Origin of the sequence: Chryseobacterium takakiae (assembly GCF_900129385.1) — a bacterium.
GTDB classification, from domain to species: Bacteria; Bacteroidota; Bacteroidia; order Flavobacteriales; family Weeksellaceae; genus Chryseobacterium; species Chryseobacterium takakiae.
Map to the genome: position 1 here is coordinate 312,857 of NZ_FQVO01000001.1, position 21,963 is coordinate 334,819.

At 37.3% G+C, this 21,963-nt stretch carries 19 protein-coding genes; 3 read left to right on the plus strand and 16 right to left on the minus strand.

Annotation, left to right across the window (positions count from 1 at the left end; genetic code table 11):
• Nucleotides 1-28: 28 nt before the first annotated feature.
• The 8 genes from BUA76_RS01505 to BUA76_RS19050 form a co-directional block, all read right to left on the minus strand.
• The gene (locus BUA76_RS01505; protein ID WP_072882971.1) at nt 29-607 is read right to left on the minus strand and encodes a chemotaxis protein CheB; all 579 of its coding nucleotides are present in this window, start codon (nt 605-607) and stop codon (nt 29-31) included.
• Nucleotides 607-1,437: a CheR family methyltransferase gene (locus BUA76_RS01510; RefSeq protein WP_072882972.1), complete on the minus strand. Its 831-nt coding sequence runs from the start codon at nt 1,435-1,437 to the stop codon at nt 607-609. The genes BUA76_RS01505 and BUA76_RS01510 overlap by 1 nt, the downstream gene beginning before the upstream one ends.
• Nucleotides 1,437-1,802, minus strand: coding sequence for a response regulator (locus BUA76_RS01515; RefSeq protein ID WP_072882973.1), 366 nt, complete (start codon nt 1,800-1,802; stop codon nt 1,437-1,439). Before BUA76_RS01515 ends, BUA76_RS01510 begins: the two co-directional genes overlap by 1 nt.
• A 15-nt stretch (nt 1,803-1,817) precedes the next feature.
• Nucleotides 1,818-5,435, minus strand: a complete 3,618-nt coding sequence (locus BUA76_RS01520; protein ID WP_072882975.1) for a response regulator — start codon at nt 5,433-5,435, stop codon at nt 1,818-1,820.
• Nucleotides 5,436-5,442: 7 nt separating this feature from the next.
• Nucleotides 5,443-6,918 carry a hybrid sensor histidine kinase/response regulator gene (locus tag BUA76_RS01525; RefSeq protein WP_072882977.1) on the minus strand — a complete coding sequence of 492 codons (1,476 nt, stop codon included), beginning with the start codon at nt 6,916-6,918 and terminating at the stop codon, nt 5,443-5,445.
• A 376-nt stretch (nt 6,919-7,294) separates the two neighbouring features.
• Nucleotides 7,295-8,128 (minus strand): cyanophycinase, encoded by an 834-nt coding sequence (locus BUA76_RS01530; RefSeq protein WP_072882979.1) that lies wholly within the window; start codon nt 8,126-8,128, stop codon nt 7,295-7,297.
• Nucleotides 8,129-8,135: 7 nt separating this feature from the next.
• A complete protein-coding gene (locus BUA76_RS01535; RefSeq protein ID WP_178337291.1) occupies nt 8,136-8,951 on the minus strand; it encodes a Type 1 glutamine amidotransferase-like domain-containing protein in 816 nt (271 codons plus the stop codon).
• Between the two features lie 22 nt (nt 8,952-8,973).
• Nucleotides 8,974-9,174: a hypothetical protein gene (locus tag BUA76_RS19050; protein ID WP_143149835.1), complete on the minus strand. Its 201-nt coding sequence runs from the start codon at nt 9,172-9,174 to the stop codon at nt 8,974-8,976.
• 203 nt (nt 9,175-9,377) lie between these two features.
• Here BUA76_RS19050 and BUA76_RS01545 point away from each other — a divergent pair, with 203 nt between their 5' ends.
• A complete protein-coding gene (locus BUA76_RS01545; protein WP_072882987.1) occupies nt 9,378-9,974 on the plus strand; it encodes a Crp/Fnr family transcriptional regulator in 597 nt (198 codons plus the stop codon).
• 49 nt (nt 9,975-10,023) lie between these two features.
• Nucleotides 10,024-10,353 (plus strand): DMT family transporter, encoded by a 330-nt coding sequence (locus BUA76_RS01550; protein ID WP_072882990.1) that lies wholly within the window; start codon nt 10,024-10,026, stop codon nt 10,351-10,353.
• Between the two features lie 104 nt (nt 10,354-10,457).
• Here BUA76_RS01550 and BUA76_RS01555 read toward each other — a convergent pair whose 3' ends face one another.
• The 5 genes from BUA76_RS01555 to gpmI all read right to left on the minus strand — a co-directional run bounded on the left by BUA76_RS01555 (nt 10,458) and on the right by gpmI (nt 15,308).
• Nucleotides 10,458-11,225, minus strand: coding sequence for a class I SAM-dependent methyltransferase (locus tag BUA76_RS01555; RefSeq protein ID WP_072882992.1), 768 nt, complete (start codon nt 11,223-11,225; stop codon nt 10,458-10,460).
• Nucleotides 11,226-12,035 carry a type I methionyl aminopeptidase gene (map, locus tag BUA76_RS01560; RefSeq protein ID WP_072882995.1) on the minus strand — a complete coding sequence of 270 codons (810 nt, stop codon included), beginning with the start codon at nt 12,033-12,035 and terminating at the stop codon, nt 11,226-11,228. It abuts the gene before it with no gap.
• 86 nt (nt 12,036-12,121) lie between these two features.
• Nucleotides 12,122-12,550: a BT0820 family HAD-type phosphatase gene (locus BUA76_RS01565; protein WP_072882997.1), complete on the minus strand. Its 429-nt coding sequence runs from the start codon at nt 12,548-12,550 to the stop codon at nt 12,122-12,124.
• 93 nt (nt 12,551-12,643) lie between these two features.
• Nucleotides 12,644-13,624 (minus strand): acyl-ACP desaturase, encoded by a 981-nt coding sequence (locus BUA76_RS01570; protein ID WP_072883000.1) that lies wholly within the window; start codon nt 13,622-13,624, stop codon nt 12,644-12,646.
• A 142-nt stretch (nt 13,625-13,766) separates the two neighbouring features.
• Nucleotides 13,767-15,308, minus strand: coding sequence for a 2,3-bisphosphoglycerate-independent phosphoglycerate mutase (gpmI, locus tag BUA76_RS01575; RefSeq protein WP_072883002.1), 1,542 nt, complete (start codon nt 15,306-15,308; stop codon nt 13,767-13,769).
• A gap of 155 nt (nt 15,309-15,463) precedes the next feature.
• Here gpmI and BUA76_RS01580 point away from each other — a divergent pair, with 155 nt between their 5' ends.
• Complete coding sequence (locus BUA76_RS01580) at nt 15,464-15,787, plus strand: translation initiation factor (protein WP_072883004.1); 324 nt, start codon at nt 15,464-15,466, stop codon at nt 15,785-15,787.
• A 382-nt stretch (nt 15,788-16,169) separates the two neighbouring features.
• Here the strand turns inward: BUA76_RS01580 and BUA76_RS01585 are convergent, their stop codons facing one another.
• The 3 genes from BUA76_RS01585 to BUA76_RS01595 all read right to left on the minus strand — a co-directional run bounded on the left by BUA76_RS01585 (nt 16,170) and on the right by BUA76_RS01595 (nt 21,902).
• Nucleotides 16,170-17,069: a leucine-rich repeat domain-containing protein gene (locus tag BUA76_RS01585; RefSeq protein ID WP_072883006.1), complete on the minus strand. Its 900-nt coding sequence runs from the start codon at nt 17,067-17,069 to the stop codon at nt 16,170-16,172.
• 59 nt (nt 17,070-17,128) lie between these two features.
• The gene (locus BUA76_RS01590; RefSeq protein ID WP_072883008.1) at nt 17,129-19,273 is read right to left on the minus strand and encodes an alkaline phosphatase PhoX; all 2,145 of its coding nucleotides are present in this window, start codon (nt 19,271-19,273) and stop codon (nt 17,129-17,131) included.
• Between the two features lie 793 nt (nt 19,274-20,066).
• The gene (locus tag BUA76_RS01595) at nt 20,067-21,902 is read right to left on the minus strand and encodes a cytochrome-c peroxidase (protein ID WP_072883011.1); all 1,836 of its coding nucleotides are present in this window, start codon (nt 21,900-21,902) and stop codon (nt 20,067-20,069) included.
• Between the last annotated feature and the right edge of the window lie 61 nt (nt 21,903-21,963).

Here is a 21,963-nt window from a genome sequence, read left to right on the forward strand (position 1 = left end):
AGTTGTTAGGGATTTACTTTTTATTTTTTTATAATTGATTGATATATTCTGATAGATTTTCAGGTTGTATAATTTTGTCATAGGGTACTGCTTCCATAGCATGTCTCGGCATATAATCTACCTCTGCGGTTTCCGGATCCTGAATCCAGACTCTTCCCCTGTTTTTTTTGATGTAGGACAATCCTTCCACACCATCGGCATTGGCGCCCGATAAAAGCACACCGATTAGATTTTCTCCATAAATTTCAGCAGCAGATTTAAAGGTTACATCAATAGACGGGCGGGAATAATTCATTTTCTCCGAACTGTCCAGTGACATCACTTTTTTATCCTCAAAAAGAACATGATAATCTGCAGGAGTAATATATATTTTATTGTTTTCAATCTCTGTTTTATCGTCAATTTCTATAACATCCAATGGCGACAGCTGCTGAAGCAATGCCTGAAGAATATTGGTAGAATGGGCCTTCCGGTGAAGCACCAGCAAAACAGGAACAGCTATTACATCATTTAGTTTTTTAATCATATCAAGAATAACCTTGAGGCTTCCCGCGGAGCCTCCTATAATTACTAATTCTGTCTTTATATTTTCGTTATTCAATATCATTAATTATGATCTAATTTTTTCCAGATTCTCTGATCGTCAATCTGATGATAATTTTCATCTAATTTAGAAAATCTTAGGGTTTCTTTTGCACCAAGCGCTAAAAAACCTAAATTTTCCAAACTATTATCAAATAAGCGGAAAACTCTTTCCTGCAGACCCCGGTCAAAATAGATCAGCACATTTCTGCATATAATCAGCTGGAAACTGTTGAAAGAGCTGTCTGAAACCAGATTATGAGTTGAGAGGATGAGTTTTTCCTGCAAACTTTTATCAAATTTTACACTGTCATAATTCGCAGTATAATAATCCGAAAAATCTTTTTTTCCTCCTGATAATATATAATTTTCGGAGTATAATTTCATCTGCTGAAGCGGGAAAACTCCAGATCTTGCCTTCTCCAATACTGAAGGGTTGAGGTCTGTTCCGTAAATAAGCGATTTGTGGTAAAGATTGGCTTCTTTCAGAAGAATAGCTATTGAATAGGCCTCCTCTCCCGTAGAACATCCTGCCACCCAGATTCTTATCAGCGGATACGTTCCCAGCTGAGGCAATATTTTTTCCCTTAATGCCTTAAAAAACAACGGATCACGAAACATTTCCGTAACGTTTACGGTAATTTCTTCGATAAAACGCTTCAGATATTCCGGATCATTCAGAATGGTGTAGCGCAATTCGGCAAAGCTGGTAAACCGGTCTATTAAGCAGATACGATTAACCCTGCGTTTAAAGGACGCCCTGCTGTATTCTGAAAAATCGTAGCCATACATATCATAAACATCTTTAATCAAGTATTCTACCTCTTCATCTTTTATGATACTAGGTTCCAGCATTATGGTAATTTTTCAATGGCATGTATTAACTGATCCACATCAATCGGTTTTGATATGTAATTGTTTGCTCCCGCATCCAGGCATTTCTGACGGTCTTCCGGCATTGCCTGTGCCGTAACGGCAATCACCGGTATATTACTGATCAAAGGCGTGCTTCTGATGATCCTGGTAGCTTCATAGCCATCCATTTCGGGCATCATCATATCCATAAGCACAGCAGAAAACTGATTGTCTTTTTTAAGAATAGTAATGGCTTCCTGCGCCATTGTACAGCTTTCTATCTGATATCCCCGGGATTTCAGGGTCAGTTTCAGGGCAAATATATTTCGCGGATCATCGTCCACAATCAAAATTTTCTTATTCATCAGAATTTTAGCTGTTTACATTTCATATAACCAAACTCTAAGTAAGGACAATAGCTGATCAATATCCACCGGTTTCGAAATATAGTCCGAAGCTCCGGCAGTAATGCATTTTTCACGTTCCCCGATCATTGATTTTGCGGTAACGGCAATTATCGGAAGCCTTGTATACATCGGCATTTTTCTGATCTGCTTTATCGTTTCGTAGCCATCCATTTCCGGCATCATCATATCCATCAGGATAACATCTACATCAGGATGTTCCTTAATCTGCTGCAGGGCATGTTTTCCGTCCATTGCCACTACGACTTCTACTTTGTATTTTTCCAGTGCTTTTGTTAAAGAGAAAATATTTCGTACATCATCATCAGTAATGAGTATTTTTTTACCGCTTAATACTTCGGTTAAAGATCCCAGTGTTTTACTTCTTACGGTTTCAAGAGAATTATTTTTTTCTTCTACCAAATGCAGGAACAACCCTACTTCGTCCAGAATTCTCTGGTAAGAATGTGCTGTTTTAACAACAATAGAATCTGCATACTGTTTTATTTTCAGTTCTTCTGATTTAGACAAATTCCGTTCCGTAAATATGATAATCGGAAGATTTTCCAGGCCATCATAGCTTTTTATAGACTCAATAATCTGGTATTCATCTCCTTTTGAAGATCCGATATCTAAAATCACACAATCTACATGATCAGTGGTAAGTGCCTTCACACTGTCCTCAACATTCGTCTGCACGGATAATGAGATGTTAAAATTGCTTAAGAAATAAGAAAGAGCACTCGCATGTTTGGCATTTTCCTCCACAATAAGTACTTTTTGCGGAGATTTGCTGAGTACTTCTTCAATCTTTCTGAACACTTCAGTCATCTGATCCAATGCAACCGGCTTGTTGATGAAATCAATAGCTCCTTTCATCAGACTTTCCTTCTTTACATGAAGTACAGACATCATATGCACCGGAATGTGTTTTGTCTTAGGGTTGGATTTCAATTCATCCATTACCTGCCATCCGTCTTTTACCGGAAGCTGAACATCAAGGAGAATCGCTTGCGGATGATATTTTAAAGCCGCAGAAACACCATGATCTCCCCTTACTGCTACCACAGCTTTATACTTTTGCATCCGGGCATATTTAAGGAGTGCTTTGGCAAAATTGGTGTCATCTTCAATAATAAGAATTACTTTATCACCATCCTGAATATGATCTCTGTCATCAGCTACATCTTCCGGAATTTCCAGCGCATTGATGGTATTATAATATTCTTCTTCTCCGTCATCCAGAATATTTTTTATTTCCTCCACATCTTCGCGGATGATCTCTACTATATCCTGATCGGTTTCAATCGGTTCAATTTCAGATTCATTAATTGCTCTTACCGGAATACTAAGACAAAATTCACTTCCTTCATTTACTTTGCTTTCCAGGGTAAGTTCACCACCTAAAAGCCTTGCAATTTCCCGGCTGATGGACAAACCGAGACCTGTACCTCCAAATTTCCTTCTGGTGGAACCATCTGCCTGCTGGAATGCCTCAAAAATGATTTTCTGCTTGTCTTCTGCAATACCGATTCCCGTATCTTTTACAGAGAACACAATAAAATCTTTCTTCTTAATGTCTTTTTTAATATTTAAATTGATGCTTCCTTCTGTAGTAAATTTCAGTGCGTTTGACAATAAGTTCCTTAAAACCTGATCTACTCTTAGACGGTCGGTTTCAATGGTATTATTCAGCTCATTGTCAATCTGTACGTTGAACTGAAGTTTTTTCTCCTGGAAAATGGGATTAAAGAGGTTCTTTAAATCTTTAATAATATCATTAATTTCCACGTCCTGATATTCCAATGTCATTTTTCCGGATTCTATTTTTGCAAGATCAAGAATTTCATCAATTAATGTCAGAAGGCTGCTTCCTGAGCTTTGAATCACTTTAGCCGATTCTATCTGGTCTTCGTTGAGGTTTTCTTCCGGATTTTCTGCCATCAAACGGGACAAGAGCAAAATCGAATTAAGCGGAGTCCTCAATTCATGAGACATATTCGCAAGAAATTCCGATTTGTATTTTGTGCTTAAAGCCAGCTCTTCTACTTTTTTCTGAATTTCACTGTTACGTTCTGCAATCAGATGATTTTTCTCTTCCAGCAATCTTGATCTTTCTTCCAGCTCTGCATTAGCCTGCATCAGCTCTTCCTGCTGCACTTTTAGCTCTTCTTCAGATGCCTGCAGTTTTTGGGTCTGTGCTTCAAGTTCGGTATTCAGGTTTTCCAGTTCGGAATGCTGTACCTGCAATTCTTCAGACTGCGCCTGCGTTTCTTCCAGAAGCTGCTGTTCTTTTTCACGGCTTTTAGCTGCATTCAGCGCAACCCCGATATTTCTCGTACATTCAATGAAATAATCAATCCTGCTCTCATCAAAATTATTGGTAGATCCTAATTCCAGCACACCAATAATGTTTCCATCAGCAAAAACCGGCAGTAATAATATTCCGTAAATTTTTATGGTGCTGCTTGCAAAGGTTACTACAAAATCCTCTTCATGAAGATTATTATAAACCTGTGTTTTTTTACTAATGAAGGTTTGTCCCACCATTCCTTCTCCAGGTTCAAAAATCTTTTTCATATTGTTTTCCAGCCCGAAAGCGGCTTTCAATTTCAGCATTCCTTCATCATAAAGATAAATGGATCCGTTGATGCATTTTCCGTATTCAATGATTTGCTTCAGGGCATTATCGGAAACTTCCTGTACCGATTTGTTACCCATGAGAGATTCATTAAGCAAAGCAAGACCTTTCTGACGCCAGTCGCTGGCATTAATTTTATCAAAAGAAATTTTCAGTGACTCGGTCATGTGGTTCAATGATTCGGCAAGATCTCCAAGATCGTCCTGTGAGTTATCCGTTGCCCTTTGGCTGTAATCTCCGTTGGCAACCCTGTTGGCAATTTCACGGATGGCGCTTACTCTTTTGCTGATCTCAATATCTTTAGCCTGAAGTGCTTTTTCCAGCTTATCTCTTCGGATCAGGTCTGCCCGTAATTTCAGATAAAAGAATGTTGTTACCACAATAGCAGCAATAGCAGAAAATATGATGAATAGAACCGTGGTGTTGGATGATCTGGTAAGATCCTTGTTCTTAATAGCGAGCTGTGATTCTTCAGTTTGTACAAATTCCTGAACAATTTTCCGGCATCTGTCCATATATGATTTACTCATAAGAACCTGCTCCTGGCTCATGACAATTCCTTTTTTCCTGTTGTCTACAAAATGTTTCAGATTTGAAATATTTGTATTAACATTCCGTTCAAGCTCATGTAAAAGCTTTACCTGATTTTCGTCGGTAATATCAAGATTTTTTGCCCGTTCTATTGCTTTCGGAAACTCAATAAGGCTGCGATTGAACGGTTCAAGGAAATTTTCCCGGCCGGTAAGCTGATATCCCCGGCTTCCGGTTTCGGCATCCAACAATGAAATTAAAACATCTTTAACAGCAGTGATGGATCTCCGACTTTTTGAAAGGCTTTCCCGGTTGTCCATCTGTTTTTGTATGCTTACATACGAGGCAATAGAACTCGCAATCAGGATCACTAGAGAAAGTCCTACTCCAAACTGAAGATTTCTTATAATTTTTTTCGGCATTGAAAAATTAATTTAATGGTAATGTAAAATAAAACGTAGATCCTTCATCTACTTTACTGGAGACGCCAATGCTTCCGTGATGCTGCTTGATAATTTCAGAGCATATGAATAATCCTATCCCCATTCCCTGAAACTGAAGGGAAGATTCTTCAACACGATAGAATTTTCTGAACACAGCTTCCTGTTTGAAATCCGGGATACCGATTCCGAAATCGGTAACATTTACCTTTACTTCCTGCTCTTCTTCATCTACGAAAGTGGTAACAATTATCTGATTATTTTTAGGAGAATATTTAATGGCGTTTGTTAAAAAGTTGATGAGAACCTGCTCAATTCGGATTTCATCCAGCGGAATAAGAATATCGGGCTTTATGCCGTCTCGTTTTATTTTCACACGATTTTCATCATGAGTCTGAAGAATGGTATCAATTGCATTGCTGATAACACTTTCCAGGTTGGTTGGCTTTTTATTGATTTTAAGCTTACCGTTTTCTATTTTGGAAACATCAAGCAAATCGGTAATAAGGGTATTGAGTTTTTCAATCTGGTCCTGAACTTTAGTAACAAAACCTGCTTCAGCACTTTCCTTATCAAGCTTAAGTTTCCTTTCCAGAAGCTGAACGTATGCTTTGATACTCGTTAAAGGAGTTTTGAGTTCGTGGCTGGCAATACTCAGGAATTCATCTTTTTCCTTTTCTACTTTCTTCTGATCGTCAATATCCGTAAAAGTTCCTACCCAGTTCTTGATTGAATCTCCGTCATATACAGGTGTTACCCTGAGAAGATGATAACGATATTTACCGGATTCTGTTTTTTTTATTCTGACTTCAAGTTCTAATGCGGTTCCTTTTTTTCCGCAGCGTTGTAATTCTTCTTTGATATTGAAATCATCAGGATGAGTCTCGGGAAATTGTTTTTCAGATTGGGAATATTCGTACCATTTGCCATTTACAAAATCTATGACTCCTTCTTCATTTAATGTAAAAGCAATCTGCGGAAGTGATTCCAGCATCAGATGAAAATGATCGATCTGCGATTTCATGGTAACCTGGGATTCCCTTCTGCCTTTTACTTCAAGCTCCAGGCTCTGCTGCGCTTTCTTCATCGCGAGATTCTGTTCCTGAAGACTGTAAAACGTTTTTACCTTCAGCATCAAAATTTCAGGATCTACCGGCTTTGTCACATAGTCTTTACCACCTGAAGCGTAACCTCGTGTAATAAATCTTTTTTCAGTATTTACCGCAGATAAAAATATAATAGGTACTTCTTTGGTTTTGCTGTAACCTGCAAGTGTTTCGGCTACTTCAAAACCATCCATATCGGGCATCTGTACGTCTAAAATAATTAATGCATAATCATTCTTCAGTGCTTTTCCCAACGCTACTTCACCGGAGTCTGCCGTATCCACCTGAAAATCTTTTGATTCCAGCAGTTTTTTCAGGGAATAAAGGTTGCTCTGGTTATCATCAACAATTAAGATCATAGAAATATAAAATCAATAATTAATTATATTTAGTTCAACATCAAAAATACTCACAATATTCCGAAAAACAGTAATGTTTTCGCGATTATACATGCAGGTACCACATTAATATGAATATTATTTAACATTAAAAAAAATTGTAAAGAACGCAGCAATATTTATTCCACTGAATCAATATTTTATAAATATTTTTAATTTAAAATAAAATAAACTTAGAAAATTTTCCTTTAAGATTATAATTCACGGCATAGTGTTTGAATATTGACTGGCAACACTTTTTCACTTAAATATATACTTTCAAATTGTAAACCCCTGTTTTTTCAGGGGTTTATTGTTTTGCAAATACGGTTTACAATTTTAGACTTAAATTATTTACCTACTCTGTACCTTTAAAAATTTTCTCGTTGAAATCAAACATACAATTATCGGTTAATATATGTACCTTAAGATTTTCAGCATAGATGGGTGATCCTTTTTTAGCCGTATCAATATTTGTTTGTCCGATATTTTCAGCATTCAGCAGCCAAACCATACCAGATCCGCGACACGTTGCTTTACATCCTTCTTCAATAAGCAGTGCCGTATCTTCACCTAAACCGATTCCCCAGCAGTGCGGATGAAGAATAACGGCATGTGCAAGCCTTCCGAACCTGGCGCGGTGCACGAAATGAGTATCAATAATGCACTTATCAATGAAGTCCAGTCCTGAATTGAGCTCGATGTCATGATCAAGCATTGCTTCACCATTTGCGGCTTCCATAATGATGATTTCCGGCATGCACATGGCTCCGGCACTTGTACCCGCAATGGTAAAATCTTTCTCATTGGTATATTTTTCTTTGAGAAGATACTTTAATGCGGAATCCTTTAATTTTTCATAAATCCTGCGCTGATCCCCACCCGTAAAAAATACCGTTTTTGCTGCCGAGACTCTTTTAAACTGATAATCGGTGTGCAATTGATCGTCGCAGATATTGAGAAAATCAAAATTAGTATATCCAATTTCATTGAATGTTTTAGTATAGCTCTCCCGAATACTTTCCGGCTCGGAACTAGCCACTGTAATGACCTCGATGCGGTCATCTTTAGATGCTGTAAGAAGTTTTAAAATTTCATGTGGTGAAAAATCCTTGTTTTTCTGTTCCATTTCGGGATCACTTCCGTTTTTGTCTTCCTTCCCTCCTATGATTAATAATCTACCTTTTGCCATATTATACTTATTTTGCAGTTAATTCTTTGTGCACCGTATTAAGTACTTCCCCGTTCTTGAGATTCAGGGTACAGCCATCAACAAGAATATGACCTTTAAGGTTTTTTACAAACATTGTTTTTCCTTTATCAAAATCTTTAGGGTTAAATTTTTTTACATTTCTTGCATTGACAAGCATTACAGATCCGCTCCCCTTACAGATAGCTTTACTGCCTTCTTCAATAATAAGCGCTGTGTTTTCGCTCAATCCGAGACCGAAATATTCGTTATTGAGAATAACATTTTTTATCAGGTTTTTAAATCTCGTTTTATGATCGAAACGAGTATCAATAATGCAGGTATTGATGAAGCCTAAACCGTCAATAACCCCGGAGTCATTCATAAATATCCCGGAAATACACATGGCACCAACATTTATCCCAACAATTGTAAAGTGTTCTTCCAAAAGGTATTTCCTGTATAAGAGCTTAAGAATTGTAGATTCTTTCAGGATTCCGCAAATTTCGGAGTGTTCATCTGTGAAGATTACTATTTGGGCCCGACTAAGCCTGGAAGAAAGCTGTTCATCATCATTTTGTTCTTTGCTCAGATACAGAAAATTAAAATTCGGGTAGCCGGCAGCGATCAATCCTTCAGCGTATTTTTTTTCAACCTGCTTTTCCTGATCTGATGCTGTCGTAATAAGTTCTATTGAAGCATCCTTACTGCTCGATAGAATCTGGAATATCTCATGCAAAAAAAAGCTTCCGTTTGTTTCTTTATCTTTTTCAGGAACAGGATTGTCAGTATTTCTGATCATAATAAGTCTTCCTTTTGGTACCATATCAAAACTTTTAAAAAGCGAGTTACTCATTATCCGTCGGTACATTCTTAAGATTATCCTGATTCTGCAATGTATCAGAGCGCTGTTGCAGGGTATTAATGGTATCAGAATCACGGTTGTTCACCGATTGTCTTTTGTTATCCTGATCGATGTATTGTGTTTCGGATTTTGTACAGCCTGTAATGACTGTAAAAATAAAAACTGTAAAAATTAGTTTTTTCATATTTAAAAAATTTGGTGTTTTCAAACTTATTGAATAATCGATGAGCTTTTTATGACGGTAATCACAATTAATAATGATCAAATTTTCTCTAACAATATCAAAATATAGCAGTATATTTATGATCAGGATCACAATGGAAATATTTTTCATTGTGATATATTTAAAAATGTGGTATATCCTAATGCCGATTAAAGCAAATTATTATGTTAATTGAAGAACAACTCTTACTGTCTTACGGTGCAGACATTGAAAACCTCGATTCTTCGCACGTTATTTTCGAGGAAGGCAGCACACCGAAATTTTATTACCAGATCGTAAAAGGCAGAATAAAACTTAATCACTACGATGAAGACGGAAAAGAGCTTATTCTTGCAATCCTAAGCAAGGGACTGAGCGTCTGCGAGCTCCTTTTATTTATTGATGAAAAATATCCGGTGAATGCCATTACCTTTGAAGAAACCACCGTACTGAAACTTCCGAAAAGTGATTTTATCAGGCTGCTGGATGAAAATGTCCAGGTTTCCAGAGATATTAATAAATTTTTATCCGAACGCCTTTATTTCAAATATATCATGCTGGAGAATAATACTTCTTTAAGGCCTGATGTCCGTATAAAAGGAGCCCTGAATTATCAGAAAAGTTTCAGTGACAATCAGGAGCAGTTTTCCTTTGAAGTTCCGCTTACAAGAAAAGATATTGCATCAATCACCGCACTGCGTGTAGAGACTGTGATTCGGACTATTAAAAAACTGGAAAAGGAAGGTTTTCTAAAAATCATTAACCGGAAAATATTTGTTTAAAGGTCAAAATTGTTTTTAAATACCGAACTTTGCAGGAAAAATTTAAACAATGAATTGGATTATCTTAATTATTGCAGGATTATTTGAAGTTGCTTTTGCATCTTGCCTGGGAAAGGTAAAAGAGACAAGCGGAACAACCATGTATTTATGGTTCGGGGGTTTTCTGGTGTCTCTTACAATCAGTATGCTTTTGCTCATCAAAGCTACACAAACTCTGCCTATTGGTACGGCCTACGCTGTTTGGACAGGCATAGGCGCAGTAGGAACCGTATTGATGGGAATTTTCTTTTTTAAAGATCCGGTAAGCTTCTGGAGAATCTTTTTTATCATAACATTAGTTGGTTCTATTATTGGGCTTAAAGCGGTTTCTTCGCATTAAACTTGTTGAAGTTTAATAATTTCAACACTATTCAATTTTTTATAATTAAGCGGGGTAAGCCGATGAAATTATTAATATAAAAACGCCTCCAGTCTGGAGGCGTTTTATTTTTTATAAACGACAGGTAAAATTTCATTTTTTCTGAGTCCGTATTTTTTGATTTCGTCATCAGAAAACTGCTGGGAATAGAAATTGGCATCCGTCTCAAAGCCTGCTTTCTGAAGCCTTTCGAAATAATCCATTCCATACCAGCGTACATGATCATACTGCCCGAAATGTTTCTGGCGTTCTTTTGGATCCGTAATGGTGAAATCTTCATAAGTTTTTTCAAGCGAATTTTTCATCGGAACCTGTAAAATCCCCCAACCTCCGGGTCTCAAAACCCTGTATAACTCGCTCATCGCTTTAGCGTCATCTACAATATGTTCCAATACATGGTTACAGAAAATGATATCGAAACTTTCATCGGCAAACGGAAGATCGAGAATATCTGCTTTTACGTCTACAATGGGAGAAAAGAGATCTGCCGAAATATAATCCAGATTCCTCATTCTTTTAAATTTTCTGAGAAATTCCTGTTCAGGAGCGATGTGTAAAACTTTATGGTTTTTAATAAAAAAATCCGTTTCATTCTGGAGATACAGCCACATCTGACGGTGTCTTTCGAGACTTAAAGTTCCTGGCGATAAAGCATTTTCTCTTTGTTTACCATATCCGTAAGGAAGAAATTTCCTGTAGGACCGTCCATCAATAGGATCAACAAAACGGTCTCCTTTAAACAGCTGGTAAATAAGCGGCCTTGCCCAAATGCTTAACCTTATCAGCATAGGGCGCGGAATTTTATTTAATAAAAATTTGGCTGCTTTTTTCATTTAAAAATCCAATTGGAAGGCTTTCTCTTCGTCACTTTCAATACCTAAGGCGTCGTAAATGTACTGGAAGGTGGAAAGTAAGACAGGTTTTCCATTGATCACGGCAACATCGTGCTCAAAATGGGCAGATGGCTGATTATCGAGAGTGGTTACTGTCCAGCCATCATTGTGGAATTTCACTTTTTCTGTACCCAGATTGATCATGGGCTCGATGGCAATGGTAAGGCCATCCTTAATCACTTTTCCGCTGCCCTGTCTTCCGTAATTAGGAACCTGCGGATCTTCATGCATCTGTCTTCCTACTCCATGCCCTACAAGTTCTCTTACAACCCCATATCCTTCTTTTTCACAGTGAGACTGAATTGCATGGGAAATATCCCCGATTCTTTTTCCTCTGACACACTGCTCGATCCCTTTGTAAAGAGATTCTTTAGCAACTTTCAAAAGCTTTTTGGTTTCCGGTTTTACTTCACCGATTTCAAAAGTATAGGCATGATCACCTACAAAACCATTCAAAATGGCGCCACAGTCTACGGAAAGCACATCACCTTCTTTGATTTCCTCTTTGCTCGGGAAACCGTGGACTACCTGCTCATTCGGTGAAATACAAAGGGAATACGGGAATCCACCATATCCTAAAAATGCGGGTTGCGCACCATGATCTTTAATAAAATCATGTGCCAGTTTATCCAAATATAAAGTGGTAATTCCCGGTTTGATCTCTTTTGCCAGCATTCCTAATGTTCTGGAAACCAATCGGGCACTTTCTTTCATAAGACGAAGCTCGTCTATTGTTTTTAACTGAATCATGTAACTAATGTAACAATTTAAAAATTTAACAATGTAACAATCAAAATTGGTAAACTCTTACATTGTTATATTGTTAGATTTATTCTTTACCAGAATAACCCTTTTTTCTTTTCTTTTTTAAGCTTTGAATAAGCCAGAACTTCTTTTCCTTCAACACGGAATTCTATTCTTTCCTGAATAATATTGTAGATTTCACCCCAGCCCGGAAATCCGCCTAGATTTCGGTCATCTATGAACCAATCCGCATCAATTTTTCTGGATTGATTTTCAGAATCAAAAACTTCTCCTTCAAAGCTGGAATTTACCGCATAAAACTCAACACCGTTTTTCATACAGAACTCTACGGCTTCGTCCAGCGCCCTACCGTGACGGTAGGTCCAAAGAATCAGTCTGTATCCTTCCGACTGAAGTTTTTTTAATGTTTCAAAAGCAAAAATTTTCGGTTTACCAATTGCGGGATAAGCATCATCAACAATAGTTCCGTCAAAGTCAACTGCAATTTTTTTATTATTCATTCTGTGAATTTATTTTAAGAAATGCAAAGATACAAATAAAAGAACGCCCAAGTATACTCCGGCGCTCTTACTTTTATAATTTAATACTATAGATTAACTTTTTACCCAGCTGAACTGGAACTGCAGATCCGGAGTCGATATTCTATCCGTAATTTTCTGAAGTCTTGCCGGGAGCTTCATCAGGTATTCCTGGGCCTTTTCGGCTTTTTCGTTAAGACCTTTAACATGCTCTATTTTCCATTCGTCAAGAAGATCTTTCATGATGTTGATATAATCTTGTCCCGTGTAAACCATACATCTCTGTGCCGCATCTGAAAAATGTCCCCAAAGCTCTCCTGCTTTCTGTCCGGACTGTCTCATCATGTGAGCAGGCATCACAATTTTCTTGCGCATCATATCTTCAAAAGCAAGGATCATTTCCGAAGGATCAATTTCCAGGATCTTTGCCACAAAATGTTTGTATGCCTTGGCGTGTCTTGCTTCATCGGCAGCAATAACCCCGCACATTTTAGCAAGTTTTCCGTTTCCGGATTGCTTTGCCAGTGTTCCTACTCTTCTGTGAGAAATATTGGTGGCTGTTTCCTGAAAACTTGTATAGATAAAGTTTCTGTACGGATCCATACTTGTTCCTAAATCAAAACCATCATTGATCAGATATTGGGTTGTTACTTCAACCTCTCTCATATTTACTCTTCCACACAAATAAAGGTATTTACTAAGAAGATCTCCGTGTCTGTTTTCCTCAGCAGTCCAGGCTCTCACCCAGTGTGCCCATCCCACTTCTCTCTGTTCCTGATCTACACCATCTACACCCATCAACCAGGATTCGTAAGAAGGCAATGCTTCTTCCGTGATACAGTCGCCGATAAGGGTTACGAAAAGATCGTAAGGCATTTCCCGGGCAAAGGTCTGAATTTCTTCAAGATCGTATTTGAATTCTGAGCTTGAAGGATCCGGAAGATAATCAGAAGGCTGCCAGATCTTCTCGATTGGCGTTAAAAATTTATCCAGAAAAGAGCCCACTTCCTTTTCCAAAATTCCCATTACTTCTTTCCTAACAAGCTTTTGATACATTTTATAAATTTAGGTTTAATTTGCAAATTTAGAGTTTTATTTATTATTTAGGACATAATAAACTGTTAAATCTTCTGATATTAATCATAAAAAATGCCGCTATATACAATCATAACGGCAATTGATCTCTTATATTATTATTTTAACTCACTAATATATCTCCGGTCATAATTTCCGGAATTTCGACACCCATCACTTTTAAAATGGTAGGCGCCACATCTCCAAGTTTGCCCGGCTTCAGATTCCAGGTATGATCTTTATCCATTACAATGAAAGGAACCAGATTTGTTGAGTGCTGCGTGTTTGGTGATCCGTCCGGATTAATCATAACATCTGAATTCCCGTGGTCGGCAAGAATGAAAACCGCATAGCCATGTTCATAAGCCGTTGTGGCCACTTTTTCAATACACTGATCCACTGTTTCCGCTGCTTTTACTGCTGCAGCAAATACACCTGTGTGACCTACCATATCGGTATTGGCAAAATTCAAACATATAAAATCCGCAGTTTCACTTTCCAGTTCCGGAAGGATGGCATTGGTAATATCATAGGCTGACATTTCCGGTTTAAGATCGTAAGTAGGAACATCTTTAGGACTCGGGCAAAGTAATCTTTTTTCTCCGTTGAAAGGCTCTTCCCTGCCTCCTGAAAAGAAGAAAGTTACGTGAGGATATTTTTCGGTTTCTGCAATCCTGATCTGTGTTTTATGGTTTCTTTCCAGGATTTCGCCCATTGTTTCATGAAGTACTTCTTCATCAAAAACCACGTGTACGTTTTGGAACGTTTTATCGTAATTCGTTAATGTCACATAATACAACGGCAGCTTTCTCATGAAATATTCCGGGTTATCATGCTGTGTAAGAACTTCTGTGATTTCACGGCCTCTGTCTGTACGAAAGTTGAAACAAATAACAACGTCATGATCTGTAATTTTAGCCACCGGAACAACATTTCCAATGGCTGTAGAATCAATCATGATAATCGGTTTCATGAATTCATCGGTAATATTCTCGTCATACGATTTCTGAATTTCAAGCAACGCATTGGTTGTCTGCGCTCCTACTCCTTCCACCATGGCATCGTAAGCGATTTTTACACGTTCCCATCGTTTATCTCTGTCCATCGCATAATATCTTCCTACAACAGAAGCAAGCTTTCCTACCGTTTTTATCATGTGTTCCTGAAGATCTTCAATAAAACCTTTTCCGGAATGAGGATCACAGTCGCGGCCATCTGTGAAAGCATGTACAAAAACGTTTTCACGCAGTCCGAATTCATGTGCCGCCGTAAGAAGGCCTTTTAGATGATTGATATGGGAGTGCACCCCTCCATCGGAAACCAAACCGATGAAATGTACTTTTTTGTTTTCTCTTTTAGCATATTCAAATGCATCCTGAATAACTTTCTGCTGGCCTAAAGAACCGTTTTCCACCGCCATGTTCAGCTTTACCAGATTTTGATATACCACTCTTCCGGCACCCAGATTCATGTGTCCTACTTCAGAATTTCCCATTTGTCCAGCCGGTAATCCTACCGCCAGACCACTTGCTTCAAGGGTGGTATGCGGAAAATTTTTAAGGCAGCTATCTATAAATGGTGTGTTGGCTTTATCAATGGCTGAAACATCAGGATTCATCCCCAATCCCCATCCGTCAAGGATTGCTAATATTGCTTTTTTCGACATTTTGTATAAACTTTTGTATTACAAATTTATTTATTTTGAAATGAATTCAAGAATTGGAGGCTTAAAATTTGTTTAAAATTGTTTTTAGATTGTAAACCTTCAAGGTTTAAGTATCTTACTATTCCCTTCTTTAAATATTTTATTAATTTTGCCTTATGGATTTAAGAGATCAACTGAAAAACCTTTTTCCTGATCATGAAGAGCAGGATTTTGAAATGCCCGAAGAACAATTCAGGCAGAAAGAGCCATTAGTCTGCAAATTTGAAAAGAAAGGCAGAAATGGCAAGCCTGTAACCATTGTTGAGGGCTGGGAAGGTAGTGAAGAAGAACTGAAGAAAATATCAAAAAAAATAAAAACCACCTTGGGAATCGGTGGCTCTGAAAAGGATGGGACGATTATCATTCAGGGAGATAACCGTGATAAAATAATGGATATCCTTAAAGAAATGGGATACAAGACGAAAAGGGTGGGCGGATAGGTTTGTTTTATTAAAGCCTTGTTTTACACGCAAGGATCGCAAGGATTGAATGAAATGGTTGCGTATATTTTTTTGATCGCAAGGGCACTTCGTTCAGCAAATGATAAAAGAAAGAAGTTTTTGTGGTTTAAATTATAAAATCTGAGCGTAAAATTTAACAATTACTTTTAACGCAATATTTGCGAAACTACCTAATGTAGATTTTTTTTCGTTCGTATCAGCATTGATTATATCGAATCTTTAATTTCGCTTGATTTAAGCATTCTGCTATCATTTGCTGAACGAAGTGCCTTCACGATCGAAAATATACGCAATAATTTCAATCAAATCTTTGCGAACATCGCGTTAAAAAAACACACATTACAATTACATCGCTCATATGTTAAAAATAAATCTGCGTTTCCGGAATCATCTTCTTTAATTTTTCCAGAGTTGATTTTTCTATCGGATTGCCCGTTAATATTAATGTTTTAAGATTTTTCAATTGGGAAAATTCAGAGGGAAGATCTTTGAGCTGGTTATTGGCCAAATTCATGCTTACAACATTTTTTAAACCTTTCACTTTAGGCGAAATTTCTTTGATGTTGTTTTGGCTTAGATTTAAAAACTCCAGTTCTTTTGAACGAAATAATCCGTCCGGCAGTTCAGCAATCGAATTTTGCTGTAATTCCAGGTATTTTAATGCTCCCGGAAATTCTAATTTTCCTAAATCATTGATCTGATTAGAGGAGAGATTCAACGATTTTAAATTTTTAATTTTATCTAAATCCTTAGCAATAAAACTGATCTGGTTTCCCTGCAGGTTAATTTCTTCCAGTCCCGGAATTTCCAGTAATGCTTCCGGAAAAACATTCAGGTTATTGGCATCAAGATGTATTGTTTTTAACTTTTTAAGCTTTGCAAGGTTTGGGTTTATATGTGTAAGATTATTTAGATTGATTGAAAAACTTTCCAGTTTGTGAAGCTCGGCAATTTCATCGGGGATATATTTGATGCTGTTTTCGTTTAGATTCAAAATCGTAAGTTCCTTTAATTTAAAGATAGATTCATCCATTTTCTCAAACTTATTTTCCATCAGATTCAGAAAGAAAACAGAATTGAACTTTTGAATTTCAACAGGAAGATTAAACATTGCTTTTCCCCGAAAACTCATGCTGTAGACTGTTTTTCCACTTTTCAGTGCATCGTCAACACTGGTATAGGTAGGATATTTTACAGGATCAATCTGAGCTTTTGCCTGTAAAAAAATCAATAATGAAACAGAAAAAAATAACTTTTTCATAAACTAAAAAAACTACCGGCAATCAATCGATTACCGGCAGTAATGTAAATATTAATAATTTATTTCTTCAGCAATTTTACGGTTTGCTGGAATCCTCCTTCTGCTTCGATGTTCAGAATTAAAACTCTTGAAGCATTAAGCTGATTGGTAAAATCCAAATCCAAAACTTTATTCAATCCCGAATATTTCTGATTGAAAACAATTTTTCCATCTATGCTGTAAGCTGTTACTGCAATATTCTTCAACCCTTTTGGAGAATTGATTTTTACGATTCCTGAAGTAGGATTCGGTGCAACAGTTACCGTATTTTCTGGCTGTGCTTCAATGGTTCCTAAAGAACCGGCTGTTCCCAAGTCATTTTTCAGAGCTACTACTATTGTCGCAGATTTCCCTCTGTAATCAATGGTGTTTCCGGTGGCGTCAATATCCGTAGAAATGGTAGAATCCGGATGCTGAATGGAGAAAAATCCAAATTTATGATCTGGTGTGAAGGTAAGTCCGGTTGGCTCTGAACCTGCAGGCATGGAAGCAAACAATTTTACTTTAGGATTCGCCTGTGTGTGATCCGGAGCTATTACCCAGATGTAGTTTTTACCACCGTCCTGTAGCACCCAAAGGTTTCCTAGCTCATCAAAAGTAAGGTTATCATTTCCATCTCCCCACGCTTCCGTTTTTGTTCCCTGAGCGGTTTCGAAAGAATAGTTTGTTGTAAGACCACCTGCGAAAGTTTCTACCTCAGAAGCGGTTGTTCCGTCATCTTTTAACCGGTACACTTTGTTTAATCCTTTTGCCGTAAAATAGATTTTACCATCCAGCGGACTGATTTCCACATCTTCCACTCCATTGAAAGAAGTTCCTCCAAGAGAATTTGCTAATGAAGCTGTATTATTCTGATCTGCTTTTGTTTTATTAGGCACCTGAACCCATGTTGCCGTTGTCGCTACAGGATCTCCACTGCTTAATCCCTGATCTAATTTTAAAACATACAGATTTCCTGAAGAAAGGTCATTCGGTGTGTCCATTACATATTTGTAGACTTTATTTGTTCCTCCATCTTCACCATAGTAAGCTACTGTTCCGGCATTGTTAACCACTACATTTTCATGGTTCATGATTCCCATCTGCCAAAGTTTTCCTTTGGAACCATCCGTATTCTGAGTAATTACCTGAGCCGTTGCCGGGTCAATTTCTACCAGCCATCCGTAATCCTTCATTCCATCGGCATTGACATCGTTGGAAGTTGTCTGTTCTTCAGCTGTAATGATCGTTCCCCAAGGTGTAACCCCTCCTGAACAGTTTCTGATGGTCTGAACAAGGCTCGGTGCAGAGAAACTTACCGCTCTTGATCTTGTAAGCTGCCACAATTTAGTAGTCGGGTTATAGTTGATTTCCGCCATCGTAACACCTCCCGGGTTTGTTTCGTGGTTTACGGAAAGGTAACCGTTCGTGCTGCTTGAATTTTTAGCTACATATCCTGTAAAATCATTTAGACCTCCTACTAATCCTCCTCCCTCTGTATAGCTGTCCCCTTCTTTCAGGATAAGCTGATATTTATGCTCTGATGGAATGATCAATTTGTTGGTCTGAGCAGTAGGAACGATAGATGTAAAGCAGCTGATATGATTGGCGTTACAAGGAACCGGAGTTACCGTTGTGGTTGTTTTCAGATAAGCATCAATTCTTAAATCAGAGCTTGAAGCGCCTCTGTTATGTAATTCGATGGAAATTCTGTTGTTTCCGTTTACAAATTTAGATTTTGGAATTGAAAATACGTTATATACGCTTTCTGCAGATCCGTCTATAGTTGTTGAAGATAAAGTATTAAAATCGATTGTTCCTGTAGGCATATTGTCTCTTACCACTTCTTCTCCGTTCAGATAGACTACAATTCCGTCATCTCTCATCACACCCAGCTCCATTGTTGAGGAAAGATCATTTAAGTTAACGGTGAAATCTTTTGCAAAATAAGCCGTGATTAATCCTGTATTGGTTTGTGTGGTTACAGGATCTCCGTATCCTAACGGACCGTTCCCCTGCGGCCATGCCGTAACATCAAAGTTTGCATTTTTCCACTGGTCTGCCAATGCCGTATTAGCATCATTATACTTCCAGGAAGAATTTTTGTTGAAGATAAAAGTCTGGGCATTCAACAATGTACCCGAAACCATTGCAAGAGCTGCAACTGTTAGTAGTTTTCTTTTCATTTTAAATTTCGATTTATTAGACTCTGCAAATCTATTTTATTGCGATGAAGAGCCTATTAATAGGAGTTTAAATAATTCTTTCGAAATATTAATTAATGGAAAATTTAACGTTAATCAGGTTAAGGAAATGTTACATCACCTACAATAATCATATTTTCTTTTAACCGCAAAAGATGCAAAAGATTAATATTGAAGCTAAATCCTGAAAGACAAAAGCCAACAAAACTTTATATAAATTATGGTGAGATTTTTCCGGAATGACAAGCGTGATGTTTTAAAATATCATAACAATTTTAAATTCAAAAAATCTGCGGAATCCGTGAGATCAGCGGGAGAAAAAAAATTACCGCAAAAGATGTAAAGATTAATGTTGAAGCTAAATGCTGAAAGACAAAAGCCAAAAAAACCTTATATAAATTATGTTGAGATTCTTCCAGAATGACAAGCGTGATGTTTTAAAATATCATAACAATTTTAAATTCAAAAAATCTGCGGAATCCGTGAGATCAGCGGGAGAAAAAAAATTACCGCAAAAGATGCAAAAGATAATGTTGAAGCTAATGCTGAAAAACAAAAGCCAACAAAACTTTATATAAATTATGGTGAGATTTTTCCGGAATGAAAAGCGTGATGTTTTAAAATATCATAACAATTATAAATTCAAAAAATCTGCGGAATCCGTGAGATCAGGGGGAGAAAAAAATTTACCGCAAAAGATGCAAAAGATAATGTTGAAGCTAATGCTGAAAAACAAAAGCCAACAAAACTTTATATGACAATAGTATGCTTACTTTTATTTAAGCTTTGCTTTGCTGATATCCGTTAAGGAGTTAAGAAATGCAATAATCTGCTTAATTTCCGTTTGAGTAAGGTTTAATTTATCAGGAGCGAGCGTCTGGTTTTTTATTTTCAATCCCAATCCTTCCCCGCCGCCTTCGTTATAAAATTCCAGAACCTCTTCCAGACTGTTGAAAGCCCCGTTGTGAAAATAAGGTTTGGTAAGGGCAATATTTCTTACCGTTACGGTTTTAAAAGAATTTTCATAAATCCAGGAATTTTCTTTTCTTACCGGGCTGTTTATTCTTCCTTTATCCGCATCAAGTTCAAGAGGCTTGTGATCAATCGGTTTTGAGGTTACGCCCAGTACTTCAGATTCATTTTCATTAAAAAATGGCGGCACAAGACCTGAAAAGTTCGGTGCAAAATGGCAGGTTGCGCAACTGGCTTTTCCCATAAACAGGTTAAATCCTTTTTTTGCATCGTTAGAAATTTCTTTCTCATTTCTCATAAATTTATCAAAATCACTCTCATAAGAATAAAGGGAAGCAACATAAGAACTCAACGCTTTTGAAAAGTTTTCACGGTTGATATTTTCTTTTTTAAAAGCTTTTCTGAAGGCTTTTTTATATTCAGGATCTGCATTTATTTTCTTAATAATATTGTCATAGCTGGTGTTGAATTCGTCTTTGTTATAAATAACATGTTCTGCCTGCTGCTCAAGATAAAAAGCCCTTAAATCATAGAAGAATCTTTTGGCAAAAACAGCGTTGTAGAGTGCCGGAGAATTTCTCAGTACGGTTTTTCCGTCTACATTGCTCGGCGACTTAGATTTCAGATCCGTAAAAGCATTTTCGGGAAGGTGACATGTGGCACAGCTCATTTTACCGTTGCCGCTCACATTCTGATCATAGAAAATTTGTTTTCCTAAATTTCTTAACGCTTCATTATCTTCATCTTTTTTCAGCAAAGTGTAAAAATAAGGATCAAGAAAATCGCTGCTGAAAAAATCTTTGCTTCCGGCATTCCATCCGGAAAATTCTTTCAAATCATCCGTTCTTCCATCCCAGCTTCCCAGTTCCTGATATAAAGGCTGAATTATTTTTTTGTAAAACTCTATCCTGTCAAATGTTTCAAAATCTGTATTTTCTGAAAGGTAAGCAATGCCTGCTGACAACAATCGGTCAGCTTTTTCCGTGTTGTAATTTTTAAAATAAGGATCATCCTGAATATACTTTTTCATTCCTGAAAAGGCATGCAGGGTTTCTTCGGAAATATTTAAAGACCCCGGCGTATCAAAACCTGTCACGCCAAGACTATATATCCTGACGAGTTCAATTCTTAACGGCAATGTTTTATTATTTCCTTTACTAAGGCCGTTTTTCAGGGAACTTAAATAGAAGCTTGCATAGCTGTTGAAAAGGAAATCGGTAATGGTTTTTATTTCTTCCCTGTTCTCTTCGGCTTCATCTGAAAACACCAGCTCGTCCAAAACCTGGAGGCCTTCCGGAGGAAGTGTGTAGGAAGTTGTTCCGGCCGCTTCAATATGAAATAACGGAGCAGCATTAAGGTGTGTTTTTGTAAATTCAGGATAATGATAGGCTACATAAAACTCTACTTCTTTGAATGAGTTTCTCGTTTCCTTTAATGTTTTGCGTAAATCTTCAAGCGTTATTCTGTTTTCGGAAAAACCATAAGCATCGGATTTCAATTGGCTGAGTCTGGTTTTAAAATCTGATAAACCTTCATGAATTACAGAATTTTCATTTTTAAAGCCTTTATGGGAAGGATTGAAAGACATTACTGCAAATCCTAATATCACAAAAAGAACAGCCAAAGGATAAAACTTCATTAATTTTTTTCCGCAAAACTATTAATAGAACAAGCTTCGGAGGTTACCCCAATTTTAAATT